Raw genomic sequence first — 17,206 nt, 5'->3', positions numbered from 1 at the left:
TTATCAAATAAAATAGAATTTTTTATGACTAAATCATTAATACCTTTAACTACTATTATTACATTATTAATACTATTATTAATAAAAATATCTATTAGAAGAAACAATTTAACAAGTTTAATTATTACAATTTGGGGATTTATATTAACAATAATATCTATTTTTTATACTAAAAATAATAATTTTCCAATAAATTATTTATTTTTAAATGATATGTATTCAAATTTTTATAATATTATATTAATTTGTAATAATATTATAATATGCTTCATATCATATAAATGGTTATCTAATTTAAAATATTATAAGGATGAATTTTATTTACTAACAATAATATCTACCATTGGTAGTATGGTATTAATAAATTCAAATAGTTTTATTTCTATGTTAGTAGGTATTGAATTAATATCTATACCTATATTTGGATTAATAAGTTATAATATTAACTCAAAATATTCATTAGAAGCTAGTATTAAATATGTAATTTTATCTACTATATCATCATCTTTTATAATACTTGGAATATCTTTTATTTACTTAGATAATGGAAATTTAAATTTTACATTTTTGTTAAATAATTATTTATTTTATCATAGATATTTAGTTAATTATTTAACTACAATTGGATTTTGTTTAATTTTAGTAAGTTTATGTTTTAAATTATCAATAGTACCATTCCATTTATGGACTTCTGATGTATATCAAGGTACTCCTACAGTTGTAACAATGTTTTTAACTACATTTAATAAATTATCTATTTTTATATTTTTAGTAAAATTTTTAATTTATTTTACTCAAATTAATAATAATAAATATTTTTTATATAAAATATTAATATCATTATCAATATTATCTATATTTTTTGGTAATATTATGGGTATTAAAACAAAAAACAATATTAAACGTTTATTAGCATATTCATCTATAGCACATATTGGTTATCTATTAATAATTCTAATTTATAATCAAAAGTATGAAATACATAATCTCTCATTAGAGATGATGGTAATATATATTATTGGATATATAATAAATAATTTAGTTATTTTAGGAATAATAAGTTTATTTGAAAGTTTTAATTTTCAAGAAAAAAATATAGATAAATTATATTATTATCGGGGATTATTTTGGTATGATCCTATACTTGCTTTTATATTTACAATTATGTTGCTATCTTTAGCTGGTATTCCATTAACTATAGGTTTTATATCTAAATTTTATTTAATAGCTTTAAGTATAAAAATTAAAATATGGTATTTAACTATGATTATAGTATTAGGAAGTTCTATGGGTTTATATTATTATTTACGAATTATTATCAGTTTATATTTAATACCATCTAAAATAAATAGAAATTGGTATATTACTAAAATAAAAAATAATAATTTTTATTTTTTTATAAAAAATTTATTTTTAATATTGACATTAATAATAATTATATTAGGTATTTATCCTGAATTTATTATTCATTATATTAAAAATATAATTTAAATTAATATTATTATTTTTATTTAAAATAAAAAAGGTATTTTCTTATTATTTTTATTAAAATTTTTATTATTATAAATAATAAAAAAATATATAAAAAATATTTAATAATTTTACTAAAATCTTTAATCCAAGTAGATATAATTTCACCAAAAAAATATCCAGTAATAGTAAAACAAATAGTCCAAATAATAGCACCAATAATGTTTAATAAAAAAAATTTCATATTAGAAATATTAGTAATACCCATTGTAATTGGACTAATTAATCTAAAACCATAAATAAATCTTGTAATAATTATAAATATATAAGGATAATTTATAATTAAATTATGATATTTTTGAATTTTAAAATTATAATTTTTTAAAAAAGATAAAAATTTTTTACTATATCTTTTACCTATAAAAAATAACACTTGATTACTTATTACAGATCCTGTAATAGTAATAATAATAATTTTATGTAAAAATAATATTTTTTTATGAGCTAACATTCCAGAAATAATAATTAATGTTTCCCATTCAATTAATGATCCTAATAATATAATTAAATAACCGTATTGGTTCATTATTTTAGTTATATTTATATTAAACATGGTTATATCACGTTTATAAAATAAATATTTATAAAATACAATATTTCGGTGAGAAAGGGATTCGAACCCTTGATATGTTTCCATATACATACTTTCCAGGCATGCGCCTTAAACCACTCGGCCATCTCACCATAATTTATATAATAAATATTGTTAAAATATTAATAATATAATAGTATTATACTACTATGTTAAAGAAAAAAAAATTAAAATTTAATTTTTTATTTTATGATTATGAAACTTTTGGTTTAAATCCTCAAAAAGATAGAATTGCACAATTTGCTTGTATACGTACTGATATAGATTTAAATATTATAGAATCACCTATAGTAATTTATTGTAAATTACCTAGTGATTATTTACCTGATCCTAATTCTATTATGATTCATAATATTAGTCCTTATTTAGTTAACTTAAAAGGATTTAAAGAAAATAAATTTGCTAATTTTATTAATAAAATATTTTCATATCCTAATACTTGTATTTTAGGATATAATAATATTAATTTTGATGATGAATTTAGTAAATTTTTATTTTATCGGAATTTTTACGATGCATATAGTTGGTTTTGGAAAAATAATAATAGTCGTTGGGATATATTAAATTTAGTTAGAGCATGTTATGTATTAAGACCTAGTGGTATTTTTTGGCCAAAAATTAATAATATTCCAATATTTAATCTTGAAAAAATAGCTATATTAAATAATATAGTACCATATTATAAATCACATGATGCATTATCTGATGTATATACAACAATATCTATTACTAAATTAATAAAAAATAAACAACCATTATTATACAAATATTTTTTAAAATATAGAAATAAAAAAATATTAATAAAAATTATAAACTTATCAAAAATTCAAATTTTAATTCATATTAGCAATATTTATAAAAATAAAGATAATAATATAAATTGTGTTACACCTTTATTTTGGCATCCAGAAAATAAAAATATATTAATTACGTTTAATCTAAAAAAAAATATAAATAATTTTTTAGAAATTTTAAATAATAAAAATAAAATAAATAGAGAATATATTTTTTTACACATACAATATATTAATTTTAGTAAATCACCATTATTAATGCCAATTAATATTTTAAAAAAAATAGATATTAAACGATTAAAATTTAATATCTTATCTTATATAAAAAATTTTTTAATACTTAAAGAAAATTTTTTAAAAATAAAAAATTTTATTAAATTAAATTTAGTTAATGTTTATAAAAAATATAATGATACAAATATATATAATGTAGATGAACAATTATATAAAAATTTTTTTCCAAATAAAGATCTATATAAATTTAATAAAATAAATAATAAAAAATTTATTTATTCAAATTTAAATAAATTATCTTTTAAAGATAAAAGAGCTAATATTTTATTATTTAAATATAAAGCAAGAAATTTTCCATCTACTTTAAATAAAGTAGAACAAAAAAAATGGAATATATATCAAAAAAATATTTTTAATAAAAAATTTCTTAATAATTATATTTTAAAAATAAAAAAGTTTTTAAAAAATGAATCATGTAATAAAAAAATTCTAGTTTTAAAAAATTTATTAAAATATGTTAAAAAATTATATAATACATTAATTTAATATATGTCCTAATTTTATATTTTTAGTATTTAAATACTTATAATTATAAATATTATAATCTATAATTAATGGGATTCTATCTATAACATTTATACCTTTTTTTTTAAAAATCTTAATTTTATGAGGATTATTTGTTAATAAATTAATATTTAAAATACCTAATATTTTTAATATGTTTATACAAGAAATAAAATTTCTTTCATCTGCTCTAAAACCTAACTTATAATTTGCTTCTATAGTATCTAATCCATGATCTTGTAAATTATATGCTTTAATTTTATTTAAAAGACCAATATTTCTACCTTCCTGTCTGTGATAAATCAATATTCCACAATTAGCTTGAGAAATTTTTTCTAAAGATAATTGTAATTGAGGTCCACAGTCGCAACGTAAACTAAAAAAAGCATCTCCGGTTAAACATTCTGAATGTATCCTTGTTAAAATAATTGAATTTTTATATATTTTTTTTAATCCATATACTAATGCAACATGATGATTCCCTGTATTAATTTCTTCAAAACCTATTATAATAAATTCACCCCATTTTGTTGGAAGTTTTGCTCTAGATACTTCTTTTATATTCATAAAATTTTACCTATAAAATAAAATTTATAATAAAATAAATATTTTATTAAAAAAGAAAATATTTTTTATTAAAGAATATATTTTATTATATTGAATTTTTTATTAAAATAACTTATTTATATAATAAACTATTATTTTTAGGAATTATATGAATTTATTAAAGTCATTAACGACAGTTAGTATAATCACATTATTTTCTAGGTTATTAGGTTTTATTAGAGATAGTCTTATAGCAAAAGTTTTTGGTGCAGGTGTTTATAGTGATTCTTTTTTTATTGCTTTTAAATTACCTAATTTATTACGTCGTATATTTGCAGAAGGAGCTTTTTCTCAAGCTTTTACTCCAATATTAGCTGAATATAAAAATAAAAGAAGTAAAAAAGATACAAAAAATTTTATTGCTTCTACATTAGGTATATTAATTATAATACTCTCTATAATAGTATTATTAGGAATAATTTTTTCCTCTTTCATTATTTCTATAATTGCTCCTGGATTTGTTAATACAGATTTTAAATTAAAACTTACATCTAAAATATTAAAAATTACTTTTCCTTATATTTTATTAATATCATTATCTTCTTTAGCAAGTTCAATTTTAAATATTTGGAAAAATTTTTTTGTACCAGCAGTAACTCCTATTTTATTAAATTTAAGTATGATTTTGTTAATTATTATCTTTCCCAAGTTGTTAGAACCTTCAATTTTAATTTTAGCATGGGCAGTATTAATTGGAGGATTATTACAAATTTCTTATCAATTAATTTATTTAAAAAAAATAAATATGTTGATTATCCCTCATTTTAAAAATTTTGATAAAGGAGTATTAAGAGTTTTTAAAAAAATGGGTACAGCTATTATTGGAGTAGCAGCTACACAAATATCTTTATTAATTAATTCTGCTTTTTCATCTTTTTTAATTACAGGATCTATTACTTGGATTTATTATGCTGATCGTTTAATGGAATTACCTATAGGAATGTTTGGTATAGCATTAACAATAGTATTGTTACCTGCTTTAACTGATTCTTTTACTCAAAATAACGAAAAAGAATATAATCAATTAATGGATATTGGTTTACGTTTATGTTTTTTATTAATAATACCTAGTTCTTTAATTTTAGGTTTTTTATCAAAAACATTATTAATTTCTTTATTTCAATATGGAGCTTTTACTTATTTTGATGTATTAATGACACAAATAAATATTATTATATATTCAGTAGGATTAATATTCCTAATAATTTCTAAGGTTTTGGCAATTGGATTTTATGCTAGACAAGATGTTAATACTCCTGTTAAAATTAATATAATAGTTTTAATTATTACTCAATTATTTAGTCCTTTTTTTATCTTTTTTTTACATCATATAGGATTTCCCATATCTATATGTTTTGCTGCATTTTTAAATGTTATTTTACTATTTAATAAATTAATTAAAAAAAATATTTATAAACCAGAACCTGGTTGGTTTAATTTTTTATTTCGTATTAGTATAGTAACATTTATTTTAAGTATAATTTTATTATTTATTTCTCATATTATTTCTGAAAAATGGTTAATTTTATCATCTTTTAAAATACGTATATTTTTTTTGTTAAGTATTTGTTTATTTATTTTTATTTTATATATAATTATATTATTTTTATTAGGTTTCCGTTTAAAAGATTTTTCTTTAAAAGAAGAAAAATAATCTTTTGTTTTCTTAATAAAATATATAATATAATATTATTAAATTAATAATTTTAATTTTGATAAGAACTAAAATATATATTTTTTTATTTAATAAAATAATATAAATAAATAACCTATATATTTTTTTAAAAAATTAATTATTTTAACTAAATTATAATTTAAATTTTAAATTTTAAATTATTAAAACTAATTTTTATATACTACTTTTTTATATTTTTTATATATTAGAATATATATATATAATTATATTTTTGGGTTATTATATGATAATAAAAGATAAATTAATGCATTTTAAATGTGATGAAAATAATTATAAAGGCTTATATATAACAAAAAATGCTTTTTTACAAATAAATAAAATAATAAAAAAATATAATAATAAAGGCATAAAATTATTTTTAAAAAAATCTGGTTGTTTTGGATTTAAATATAAAATTTTTTTAGTAAAAAATATACCTAATAATGAAATTATATTTAAAAAAAAAAACATATATATTTTTGTAAATAATAAAGATGTTATTTTTATAGATGGGACTATTATTGATTTTACAAAAAATAATTTTAGTCAATCATTTGAATTTTATAATAAAAAAATTAAACAATTTTGTGGATGTAAAAAAAGTTTTAATATTGATTAAAAAAGAAATAATCTTATGAATAAGAATTTAAAATATTTTAGAGAAAAAAAAAGAACATATAAAGAAGGATTTTTTACTGAATTAAAAAATGAAAAATTTATTCCTGGTATTAATTTAGATATAATACATAAAATATCTAAAATTCGTAATGAACCAAAATGGATGTTAAATTTTAGATTACAAGGATATTATTCATGGATAAAACAAAAAGAACCTCATTGGTTAAATGGTTATTATAAAAAATTAAATTATCAAAAATATATATATTATTCAGCTCCTTCATATAATTTAAAAATTAATAATAATATTAAAAATAAATACTTAACATCTGAAGTAAAAAATACATTTAATAAGTTAAATGTTCCTATTAATGATAATTCTAATATAGCCATAGACGCTATCTTTGATTCTGTATCAGTTATTACAACTAATCAAAAAAAATTATTAAATCAAGGAATTATTTTTTGTTCATTAAATAATGCTATAAAAAATTATCCTGAATTAGTTAAAAAATATCTAGGTTCAGTAGTTCCTGCTAATGATAATTTTTTTGCATCATTAAATGCTGCTGTAGCTTCTGATGGTACATTTATATATATTCCAAAAAATACACATTGTCCTATAGATTTATCTACTTACTTTAGAATTAATGAAAAAAATATTGGACAATTTGAACGTACTATTTTAATTGCTGATGAAAATAGTTATCTTAATTATATAGAAGGATGTTCTGCTCCCATTAGAAGTAAATCTCAATTACATGCTGCTGTTGTTGAAGTAATTTTACATAAAAATGCTCAAGTAAATTATTCAACAGTACAAAATTGGTTTTCAGGAAATATTAAAGATAAAGGAGGAATTTTAAATTTTGTTACTAAAAGAGCAATATGTAAAGGAAAAAATAGTAAAATGTCTTGGACGCAATCAGAAACAGGAGCTGCAATTACTTGGAAATATCCTAGTGTTATTTTAGAAGGAGATAATTCTATAGGAGAATTTTTTTCTGTTTCTTTAACAAATGGGTATCAACAAGCTGATACTGGTACAAAAATGATTCATATAGGAAAAAATACAAAATCAAAAATAATCTCTAAAAGTATTTCTACCGAATATAGTAAAAATACTTACAGAGGATTAGTTTCTATTAATAAAACTGCAGAAAACTCTCGTAATTTTACTCAATGTGACTCAATTTTAATTGGTTCTAAATGTAGTACACATACATATCCTGTTTTAAATATATTAAATAATACCGCCCAAGTTGAACATGAGGCTACTACTTCTAAAATTGAAGAAGAACAAATATTTTTTTGTTTACAAAGAGGATTAAATATAGAAGATGCTATTTCTCTTATTATTAATGGATTTTGTAAAGAAGTGTTTGTTAAATTTCCTTTAGAATTTGCAATTGAAGCACAAAAATTATTATCTCTTCATTTAGAAGATAGTATTGGATAATATATTTAATATATAATTAAAAGAAAATTATGTTAAAAATTAATAATTTACAAGTTAATATAAATAATAAAATTATTTTAAATAAATTTAATTTAAAAATAAATCCTGGAGAAATCCATGCAATTATGGGACCTAATGGTTCAGGAAAAAGTACATTATCATATGTATTGTCTGGTAAAAAAGAATATATTATTTCTAAAGGAGAAATATATTATAAAAATGAAAATTTATTATTTATGAAACCTGAAATTAGAGCTAGAAAAGGAATTTTTGTATCTTTTCAATATTTAATTGAAATACCAGGAGTAAGTAACAATATATTTTTATATAATTCCTTAAAAGCTATAAAAAAATATCAAGAAAAAAAACAAATAGATAGATTTACTTATAATAAAATTATTAATGAAAAAATTAAAATTTTAGGGAAATCAAAAGATTTTTTACAACGTTTTGTTAATGTTGGTTTTTCTGGTGGAGAAAAAAAAATTAATGATGTATTTCAGATGCTCGTATTAGAACCTGATTTATGTATTTTAGATGAAATAGATTCTGGATTAGATATAGATGCATTAAAATTAGTATGTAAAATAATTAATTTTATGAAAAATTCAAATAGATCTTTTTTAATTATTACACATTATCGTCGTATTCTTGATTATATAAATCCTGATTATGTTCATATTTTATATAATAAAAAAATTATACAATCAGGTAATTGTAATATTATTTCTTATTTAGAAAAATACGGATATGGATATTTTAATGAAAAATAATATTTATAAACAAATAAAAAATATTTACAAATTACATAAAAAATATCATTTTTCTAAGAAATCAGAATTTAATTGGTTAAAATTTAAAAATATCTTTAAAAATAAATTATATGATAATAATAAAAAAAATTTTTTAAACTATATTAATAATAATATATTAATAAATAATCAAAATTTAATTTTAAATATTCACAAACTAAAAAAATTTTTATTTAAAATAGATGCAATTATAATATGTTTTATTAATGGTAAAATAAATAAAAATATTAGTAATATAAATAATTCGTATTATGATATAGATATAAAAAAATATAATACTATTAATCTTGAAAATATTTGTTATCAACAAAATATTTACACCTACTTATCTGAATCTTTAACTAAAGAAATAGTAACAATTAATATTCATAATAAAAAAAACATTAATATTAAACCTCTTTATTTAATTTATTTTAATATAAATAATGAAGAAAATAAAATTTTTATGTCTAATCATAGAAATTATTTTTATTTAAATAATAAATATCCTTTAACATTTATTGAACATCATATAAATATAAACCAATTATATTTAAATAATGTTTATAACACTTTTATTTTAAATAATAATACTCAATTAGAGTATTATAAATTTTTTACAAATGAAAATAAAAATAAAAATTATTTTATTATAAATAATGAATTTTATCTATATAATAATGTTTTTTTAAAAAAATATGATTTATTAATGTCTAATAAATATGTAGAACAAAATAATAATTTTAAATTTATAGGAAAAAAATCAAAATTAATATATAAAAGTATATCATTAGCTAAAAATAATAATTTAATAAATTTAAATAATTATGTTGAACATAACAAAGAAAATTGTTGTAGTATTCAAAAACATAAAACTATTACATTAGATAATTCTATTGTTAATTCAATTGGTTTATTAAAAATTAATAAAAATGCTATAAAAACAGATGGACAAATAAATTATAGTAGTTTATTATTAAGTAAATTATCAAAAGTAAATATACAACCAGGATTAGATATATTAAATCACGATGTAAAATGTGCACATAGTGTTTTTACAGGAAAATTAGATTATGATCAAATTTTCTTTTTAAGAATGAGAGGAATAAGTTTTAAAAAAGCGTATAATATATTACTTATATCATTTATCTTAGATTCTTTAAAAGAAATTAATAATAATTATTTAAAAAAAAAATTTTTAAAAAAAATATTGTTTTATTTATCGGTAGAGAATTTTTTTCATGAGTTTTAATATAAAAATTATTAGAAAACAATTTCCAATTTTATTTAATAAAATTAATGGAAAAAATCTTGTTTATCTAGATAATGCAGCTACTGTTCATAAACCTAAAAAAGTAATTTCAGCATTAAATAATTTTTATAAAAATGAATATTCTTCAGTAAATAGGGGTATATATAGTTTAAGTATAAATGCAACAAATAAAATGGAAAATATACGTTATAAAATATCAAAATTTATTAATGCAAAATATACTGAAGAAATAATTTTTACTAAAAGTACAACAGAAAGTATTAATTTAATTGCAAACACCTGGGGTTTAAATAATATATTATCATATAATAATATTATTATTTCTGAAATGGAACATCATTCTAATATTATTCCATGGAAAATATTATCAACAAGAATAGGTTTTAATATACGTGTAATTCCATTAAATAAGAATGGAGAATTAGAATTAAATAAAATTAATAATTTAATTGATAAAAATACTCGTTTAATATCAATTACATATATTTCAAATATTTTAGGAACTATTAATCCAATTAATCATATAATTAAGTTAGCTAAAAAAAAACAAATTATAACTTTAATAGATGGAGCTCAAGCTATTGCTAATAAAAAAATTGATGTTCAAGATTTAAATTGTGATTTTTTTGTTTTTTCTGGTCATAAAATTTTTGGTCCTACTGGAATAGGTATATTATATGGAAAAAAAAAAATATTAGAATCAATGCCTCCGTGGCAAGGTGGAGGTGGGATGATTATGGATATACATAAAAATAAATTTATTTGGGAAAAAATACCTTGGAAATTTGAAGCAGGATCACCTAATATAGCTGGTATTATAGGATTAGGAATAGCAATATCATGGTTTATGTCTTTTAATATAAAGGATATAATTAACCATAATAGATTTTTAACAAAATATACTTTAAAAAAACTTAATAGTATACCAAATATAAAAATATTTGGAAAAAAAAAATTTAGTAAAAATAGAATAGGTATAATTTCATTTAATGTAGGAAAACATCATTGTTATGATGTAGGTAGTTTTTTAGATCAATATGGAATCGCTATTCGTACTGGTCATCATTGTTCTATACCTGTTATGAAATATTTTAATGTTACATCTATGTGTAGAATTTCATTTTCTATTTATAATAATAAAAATGATATTAATTTTTTTATAGAAAAATTAATTTATATAAATAATTTATTAAGTAAATAATTATGTCATATAGTTTACCATGTATAAATGAAATTAAAAATAACTTTATAAGTTGTAATAATTGGGAAGAAAAATATTTGTATATAATTGAATTAGGTAATCAAATACCTCTTTTATCAAAAAAAGAATATTCTTCAGAAAATTTTATACCAGGATGTCAAAGTAGAGTATGGATTTCTATGAAAATTAATTCTTATAATAATATCCAATTTAAAGGTGATAGTGATTCTTCCATAGTTAAGGGATTATTAACAATTATCTTTATTTTTTATAACAAAAAAACTTATAATGAAATTATTTCTTTTGATATTAAATCATGTTTTAACCAATTAAATTTTAATAGATATTTAACTTATTCTAGAATACAAGGTATTAATATTATTATAAAAACAATTAAAAATAAATTAAAAAATTTAATAATCAATTAAAAGTTAATAAATTAAAATTTTATAAAATAAATTTTATTATTTTTTAAATAAAATAGTCTAGGAAATATAAATTTTATGAAAAAAACAAAAATAGTTTGTACTATAGGACCCAGTTCTGAATCTAAATATATTTTATCAAATTTATTAAATTTAGGTATGAATGTTATAAGATTAAATTTTTCACATGGGACTCATGATGATCATCAAAAACGTATTGATACTTTAAAAAAAATTATAAAACAAACAGGTAAAAATGCAGCAATTTTATTAGATACTAAAGGTCCTGAAATACGGACTATGAAATTATATCAAGGTAAAGATATATATTTAAATGCTGGAGAAAAGTTTATTTTAACTACTGATAAATCTGTAATTGGTAATAATAAATGTGTTGCTATTACATATTCTAGTCTTATAAATGATTTAAATATAGGAAATAAAATATTAATAGATGATGGTTTAATAGCAATGAAAGTATTAAAAATTACTCATGATAAAATAATATGTAAAATATTAAATAATGGAAAATTATCAGAAAATAAAAGTATTAATCTACCTGGAATATCTATAAAATTACCTTCTCTATCAAAAAAAGATAAATATGATTTAATTTTTGCATGTAAAAATAAAATAGATTATATTGCCGCTTCTTTTATTAGAAAAAAACAAGATGTTTTAGAAATAAAAAATTTTTTAAAAAAACATAATGGAAATGATATTAAAATTATCTCAAAGATTGAAAATCAAGAAGGATTAAATAATTTTGATGAAATATTAGAAGTATCGGATGGAATAATGGTTGCTAGAGGTGATTTAGGGGTAGAAATTCCTGTAGAAAATGTTATTTTTGCACAAAAAATGATAATTAAAAAATGTAATTATTTTGGAAAAATAGTAATAACTGCAACACAAATGTTAGATTCTATGATTAAAAATCCTAGACCAACTAGAGCTGAAGCCGGTGATGTAGCTAATGCTATTTTAGATGGTACAGATGCTGTTATGTTATCTGGAGAAAGTGCTAAAGGTAAATATCCATTAGAATCTGTATCTATTATGTCTACAATTTGTGAAAGAACAGATATTACAATGACTAATAGAATAAATTTTTATGATAATACAGATATGAGTATTACAGATGCAGTATGTCGTAGTGCAGTTGAAATTGCAGAAAAATTAAAAGCTCCTTTAATAATTGTAGCTACTCAGTTAGGAAAATCTGCAAAATCAATAAGAAAATATTTTCCTAAAGCAATAATTTTAGCTTTAACTACAAATAAAAAAACTGTAAAACAATTAATTTTAAGTAAAGGAATAATTCCTAAACTAGTTGATAAAATATCATCTACAGATGATTTTTATATTATAGGAAAAAAGGTAGCTTTAGCTAGTAAATATGCTACAAAAGGAGATGTTATTGTTATGGTTTCTGGGGCACTTGTTCCTAGTGGAACAACAAATACAACATCTGTACATATTATATAATAATTATTATTAATTTATATTTCTTTAATATAAATAAAATTATAAAATATTAATTTTGTCTAATTTTTTTTATAATAATATGTAATTTTTTAATTAAAAAAATAATTTCCTCTTCAGTAGTAAATCTTCCAAAAGAAATACGAATAGAACTTTGGATTAATTCTTTTTTTAATCCTAGAGCTCTCAAAACATGAGAAATATTATATTTATTTGAATTACATGCTGAAGAAGATGAAATAATAATATTTTTCATTTCTAACATAAGAATTTTATTAAAAATATTTTTAAACCCTATATTAATTATATAAGGAGAACTATTTTTAAAATTTCCATTTAAATATATACCTGAAATATTTTTTATTCCATTCCAGAACTTTTTTTTTAATATTTTTATTCTTTTTTTTTCCTGTTTTATTTCATTATTAGCAATAATTAATGCTGTTGACATACCAATAATTTGATGAGTAGCTAAAGTACCTGATCTTAATCCTTTTTCTTGACCTCCACCATGTAATAATGGTGTTAAAATTATTTTAGATTTTTTTTTTACATATAAAACTCCAATTCCTTTTGGGCCATAAAATTTATGGGAAGAAAATGATAATAAATCAATATTCATTTTTTTTAAATTTAATGAATATTTACCTATACTTTGTGTGGCATCTACGTGAAAAAATACATTTTTTTTTTTACATATATTCCCAATAGTTTCAATATTATTGATTGTTCCTATTTCATTATTAATATGCATTATAGAAACTAAAATAGTTTGATTTATAATTTTATTATCTAATAAGATTAAATCTAAAATTCCAGTATTTGAATTGGTCATATATATAATTTTTATACCTAATTTTTTTAAAAAATTACAAGTTTCTAATACAGATTTATGTTCCATATTACTTGTAATTATATATTTTTTTTTATTAGTAAAATAACTATATATAATACCTTTAATAGCTAAATTTATAGATTCAGTTGCACTAGATGTAAAAAATATTTCTTCTTGTTTACTACCAATAATATTTGCTATATTTATTCTAGCATTTTCAATTTCATTTTTTGTTTTTATTCCTAAATAATTTGAAGCAGATGAATTACCAAATATTCCATCTATAGTAAAATAATTATTCATTTTTTCTAAAACTCTTTGATCAATAGGAGTTGTAGAAGCATAATCTAAATAAATTAATTTTTTCATAATTTAATATATAAATGTTTAATTTAAATATTTTAAAAAATTTTATAAATTTATAATAAATAATATATATTATTTGTTATAAAATAACATTATTTATATCTTAAATATAAATATTGTAAATAAATTAGGATTTTTTATGAAAAAAATATTTTTAAAATCACAAACCACAATATTTATTTTTGATTCTGGATTAGGTGGTATTACAATTTATAATTATGTAAAAAGTATTTTTTTAAATATAAATTTTATTTATTTATTAGATAATAAATATTTTCCATATGGAAATAAATCAAAAAATTTTATTTTAAAACGTTTAATTAAAATTTTAAAAAAAATTTCAAATCATTATAATATTACATTAGCAATTATTGCATGTAACACTGCTAGTGTTTCTAGTTTACCAATTATAAGAAATTATTTTAATTTTCCTATTATTGGAGTTTCTCCTGCTATAGATTTAGCTATAAAAAAAACTAAAAATAATGTAATTGGACTTTTAGCAACAAATACTACTTTAAAAAATTATGATATTAGAAAAAAAATTAATTTTTTAAATAAAAAATATGAAATAAAAACAATATCATCTTCAAAATTAGTTTTTTTAGCAGAAAAAAAATTATTAGGATATGAAATTATGATAAATGAAATAAAAAAAATTTTTAAATCTTGGTATGATTTAAAAATATTTCCAGATACCATAATTTTAGGTTGTACACATTTTCCATTAATTTTAAATGAATTAAAAACTATTTTTCCTAAAAAAATATATTTTTTAGATTCAAAAAAAAATATTATTTTAAAATTTAAAAAAAATATAAATTATAATCAAACAAATATAAAAAAAAAAGAAAATATTGTTTTTTATACTAAAAAAAATCAATATCTAAAAAAAATAGAATTTCTTTTTTCAGAAAAAGGTTTTAAAAATATTTATAGATTTAAAATATAAAAATATAATTTTCTTTAAATTTTAAATAAAATACTTGACTATTTATTATGAATATGTAAGATAGTTAATATTGTTTTGTTGTTCTTTTAAAATTTATAAAAGATTTTTAAGGGCACTCTTTAAGAGTATTATTAAATTTGTAAATTTGTAAATTTGTAAATTTGTAAATTTGTATTTTTTTTTATAAATATAATTTATAAATTTATTTTATTAAAGTTTCTTATATAATTGAAGAGTTTGATCATGGCTCAGATTGAACGCTGGCGGCAAGCCTAACACATGCAAGTCGAGCGGCAGCGAAATGAAAAAAATTGTAAAATTTTTTTTATTGTCGGCAAGCGGCGGACGGGTGAGTAATATCTGGGGATCTGCCTTTTGGAGGGGGATAACTATTGGAAACGATAGCTAATACCGCATGATGTCTTTACGACTAAAGTAGGGGATTTTATATTTATATAGAACCTTATGCCATTAGATGAACCCAGACGGGATTAGCTAGTAGGTAGAGTAAAAGCCTACCTAGGCTACGATCCCTAGCTGGTCTGAGAGGATGATCAGCCACACTGGAACTGAGACACGGTCCAGACTCCTACGGGAGGCAGCAGTGGGGAATATTGCACAATGGGCGAAAGCCTGATGCAGCTATGCCGCGTGTATGAAGAAGGCCTTAGGGTTGTAAAGTACTTTCAACAAGAAAGAAAAGATAGAATCTAATAAATTTTATCGTTGACGTTACTTGTAAAAGAAGCACCGGCTAACTCCGTGCCAGCAGCCGCGGTAATACGGAGGGTGCGAGCGTTAATCGGAATTACTGGGCGTAAAGAGCACGTAGGCTGTTAATTAAGTCAGGTGTGAAATCCCTAAGCTTAACTTAGGAACTGCATTTGAAACTGATTAACTTGAGTTTCGTAGAGGGGGGTAGAATTCCAGGTGTAGCGGTGAAATGCGTAGATATCTGGAGGAATACCAGTGGCGAAGGCGACCCCCTGGACGAATACTGACGCTCAGGTGCGAAAGCATGGGGAGCAAACAGGATTAGATACCCTGGTAGTCCATGCTGTAAACAATGTCGACTTGAAGGTTGTAAGCTTGACTTATAGCTTTCGTAGCTAACGCGTTAAGTCGACCGCCTGGGGAGTACGACCGCAAGGTTAAAACTCAAATGAATTGACGGGGGCCCGCACAAGCGGTGGAGCATGTGGTTTAATTCGATGCAACGCGAAAAACCTTACCTGGTCTTGACATCCATGGAATTTAATAGAGATATTTTAGTGCCTTCGGGAACCATGAGACAGGTGCTGCATGGCTGTCGTCAGCTCGTGTTGTGAAATGTTGGGTTAAGTCCCGCAACGAGCGCAACCCTTATCCTTTGTTGCCATCAGTTCGGCTGGGAACTCAAAGGAGACTGCCGGTGATAAACCGGAGGAAGGTGAGGACGACGTCAAGTCATCATGGCCCTTACGACCAGGGCTACACACGTGCTACAATGGTATATACAAAGGGAAGCATCCTCGCAAGAGTAAGCGAATCTCACAAAATATATCTTAGTTCGGATTGGAGTCTGCAACTCGACTCTATGAAGTCGGAATCGCTAGTAATCGTAGATCAGAATGCTACGGTGAATACGTTCCCGGGCCTTGTACACACCGCCCGTCACACCATGGAAGTGGGTTGTAAAAGAAGTAAGTTGCTTAACCTTTAATTTTCTAAGGAGGGCGCTTACCACTTTATGATTCATAACTGGGGTGAAGTCGTAACAAGGTAACCGTAGGGGAACCTGTGGTTGGATCACCTCCTTTACTATAA

At 20.6% G+C, this 17,206-nt stretch carries 14 protein-coding genes, 1 tRNA gene and 1 rRNA gene; 12 read left to right on the top strand and 4 right to left on the bottom strand.

The genetic code is table 11. The features are described 5' to 3' along the window. Positions 1 to 24 precede the first annotated feature (24 nt). Positions 25 to 1,491 carry an NADH-quinone oxidoreductase subunit N gene (locus GJU05_RS01840; RefSeq protein ID WP_208753833.1) on the top strand — a complete coding sequence of 489 codons (1,467 nt, stop codon included), beginning with the start codon at positions 25 to 27 and terminating at the stop codon, positions 1,489 to 1,491. Positions 1,492 to 1,507: 16 nt separating this feature from the next. Here the strand turns inward: GJU05_RS01840 and GJU05_RS01835 are convergent, their stop codons facing one another. Both GJU05_RS01835 and GJU05_RS01830 read right to left on the bottom strand, forming a co-directional pair. Next, complete coding sequence (locus GJU05_RS01835; protein ID WP_208753832.1) at positions 1,508 to 2,083, bottom strand: DedA family protein; 576 nt, start codon at positions 2,081 to 2,083, stop codon at positions 1,508 to 1,510. A 46-nt stretch (positions 2,084 to 2,129) separates the two neighbouring features. Next, a tRNA-Ser gene (locus tag GJU05_RS01830) sits at positions 2,130 to 2,214 on the bottom strand. 57 nt (positions 2,215 to 2,271) lie between these two features. Here GJU05_RS01830 and sbcB point away from each other — a divergent pair. After that, positions 2,272 to 3,696 carry an exodeoxyribonuclease I gene (gene sbcB / locus GJU05_RS01825; RefSeq protein WP_208753831.1) on the top strand — a complete coding sequence of 475 codons (1,425 nt, stop codon included), beginning with the start codon at positions 2,272 to 2,274 and terminating at the stop codon, positions 3,694 to 3,696. Here the strand turns inward: sbcB and ribA are convergent. Then, positions 3,688 to 4,281, bottom strand: coding sequence for a GTP cyclohydrolase II (gene ribA / locus GJU05_RS01820; RefSeq protein WP_208753830.1), 594 nt, complete (start codon positions 4,279 to 4,281; stop codon positions 3,688 to 3,690). The genes sbcB and ribA overlap by 9 nt on opposite strands. Positions 4,282 to 4,429: 148 nt before the next feature. Here ribA and murJ point away from each other — a divergent pair, with 148 nt between their 5' ends. From murJ to pykF, 8 genes are all read left to right on the top strand, one after another. Further along, complete coding sequence (murJ, locus tag GJU05_RS01815) at positions 4,430 to 5,974, top strand: murein biosynthesis integral membrane protein MurJ (RefSeq protein WP_208753829.1); 1,545 nt, start codon at positions 4,430 to 4,432, stop codon at positions 5,972 to 5,974. Between the two features lie 265 nt (positions 5,975 to 6,239). Beyond that, positions 6,240 to 6,614, top strand: coding sequence for a HesB/IscA family protein (locus GJU05_RS01810; protein ID WP_208753828.1), 375 nt, complete (start codon positions 6,240 to 6,242; stop codon positions 6,612 to 6,614). Positions 6,615 to 6,629: 15 nt separating this feature from the next. Then, the gene (gene sufB, locus GJU05_RS01805) at positions 6,630 to 8,072 is read left to right on the top strand and encodes a Fe-S cluster assembly protein SufB (RefSeq protein WP_208753827.1); all 1,443 of its coding nucleotides are present in this window, start codon (positions 6,630 to 6,632) and stop codon (positions 8,070 to 8,072) included. Positions 8,073 to 8,101: 29 nt separating this feature from the next. Then, positions 8,102 to 8,845 (top strand): Fe-S cluster assembly ATPase SufC, encoded by a 744-nt coding sequence (gene sufC / locus GJU05_RS01800; protein WP_208753826.1) that lies wholly within the window; start codon positions 8,102 to 8,104, stop codon positions 8,843 to 8,845. Next, entirely contained in the window at positions 8,835 to 10,115 is a 1,281-nt protein-coding gene (locus GJU05_RS01795) for a SufD family Fe-S cluster assembly protein (protein ID WP_208753825.1), read from the top strand. Before sufC ends, GJU05_RS01795 begins: the two co-directional genes overlap by 11 nt. After that, complete coding sequence (locus GJU05_RS01790; RefSeq protein WP_208753824.1) at positions 10,105 to 11,337, top strand: SufS family cysteine desulfurase; 1,233 nt, start codon at positions 10,105 to 10,107, stop codon at positions 11,335 to 11,337. The genes GJU05_RS01795 and GJU05_RS01790 overlap by 11 nt, the downstream gene beginning before the upstream one ends. Positions 11,338 to 11,339: 2 nt before the next feature. Beyond that, positions 11,340 to 11,765, top strand: a complete 426-nt coding sequence (gene sufE / locus GJU05_RS01785; protein WP_208753823.1) for a cysteine desulfuration protein SufE — start codon at positions 11,340 to 11,342, stop codon at positions 11,763 to 11,765. Between the two features lie 75 nt (positions 11,766 to 11,840). Then, positions 11,841 to 13,250, top strand: coding sequence for a pyruvate kinase PykF (gene pykF, locus GJU05_RS01780; protein ID WP_208753822.1), 1,410 nt, complete (start codon positions 11,841 to 11,843; stop codon positions 13,248 to 13,250). Between the two features lie 49 nt (positions 13,251 to 13,299). Here pykF and GJU05_RS01775 read toward each other — a convergent pair whose 3' ends face one another. After that, entirely contained in the window at positions 13,300 to 14,451 is a 1,152-nt protein-coding gene (locus GJU05_RS01775) for a cysteine desulfurase family protein (RefSeq protein WP_208753821.1), read from the bottom strand. A gap of 136 nt (positions 14,452 to 14,587) precedes the next feature. Between GJU05_RS01775 and murI the strand changes: the two genes are divergently transcribed. After that, positions 14,588 to 15,400, top strand: coding sequence for a glutamate racemase (gene murI, locus GJU05_RS01770; RefSeq protein ID WP_208753820.1), 813 nt, complete (start codon positions 14,588 to 14,590; stop codon positions 15,398 to 15,400). A gap of 225 nt (positions 15,401 to 15,625) precedes the next feature. Next, a 16S ribosomal RNA gene (locus tag GJU05_RS01765) occupies positions 15,626 to 17,199 on the top strand. The last annotated feature ends 7 nt before the right edge of the window (positions 17,200 to 17,206 follow it).

The organism is Enterobacteriaceae endosymbiont of Donacia fulgens (assembly GCF_012567545.1).
Classification (GTDB): domain Bacteria; phylum Pseudomonadota; class Gammaproteobacteria; order Enterobacterales; family Enterobacteriaceae.
Note: the sequence above shows the minus strand (reverse complement) of the source record. Positions and strands in the feature narration are given on the sequence as shown.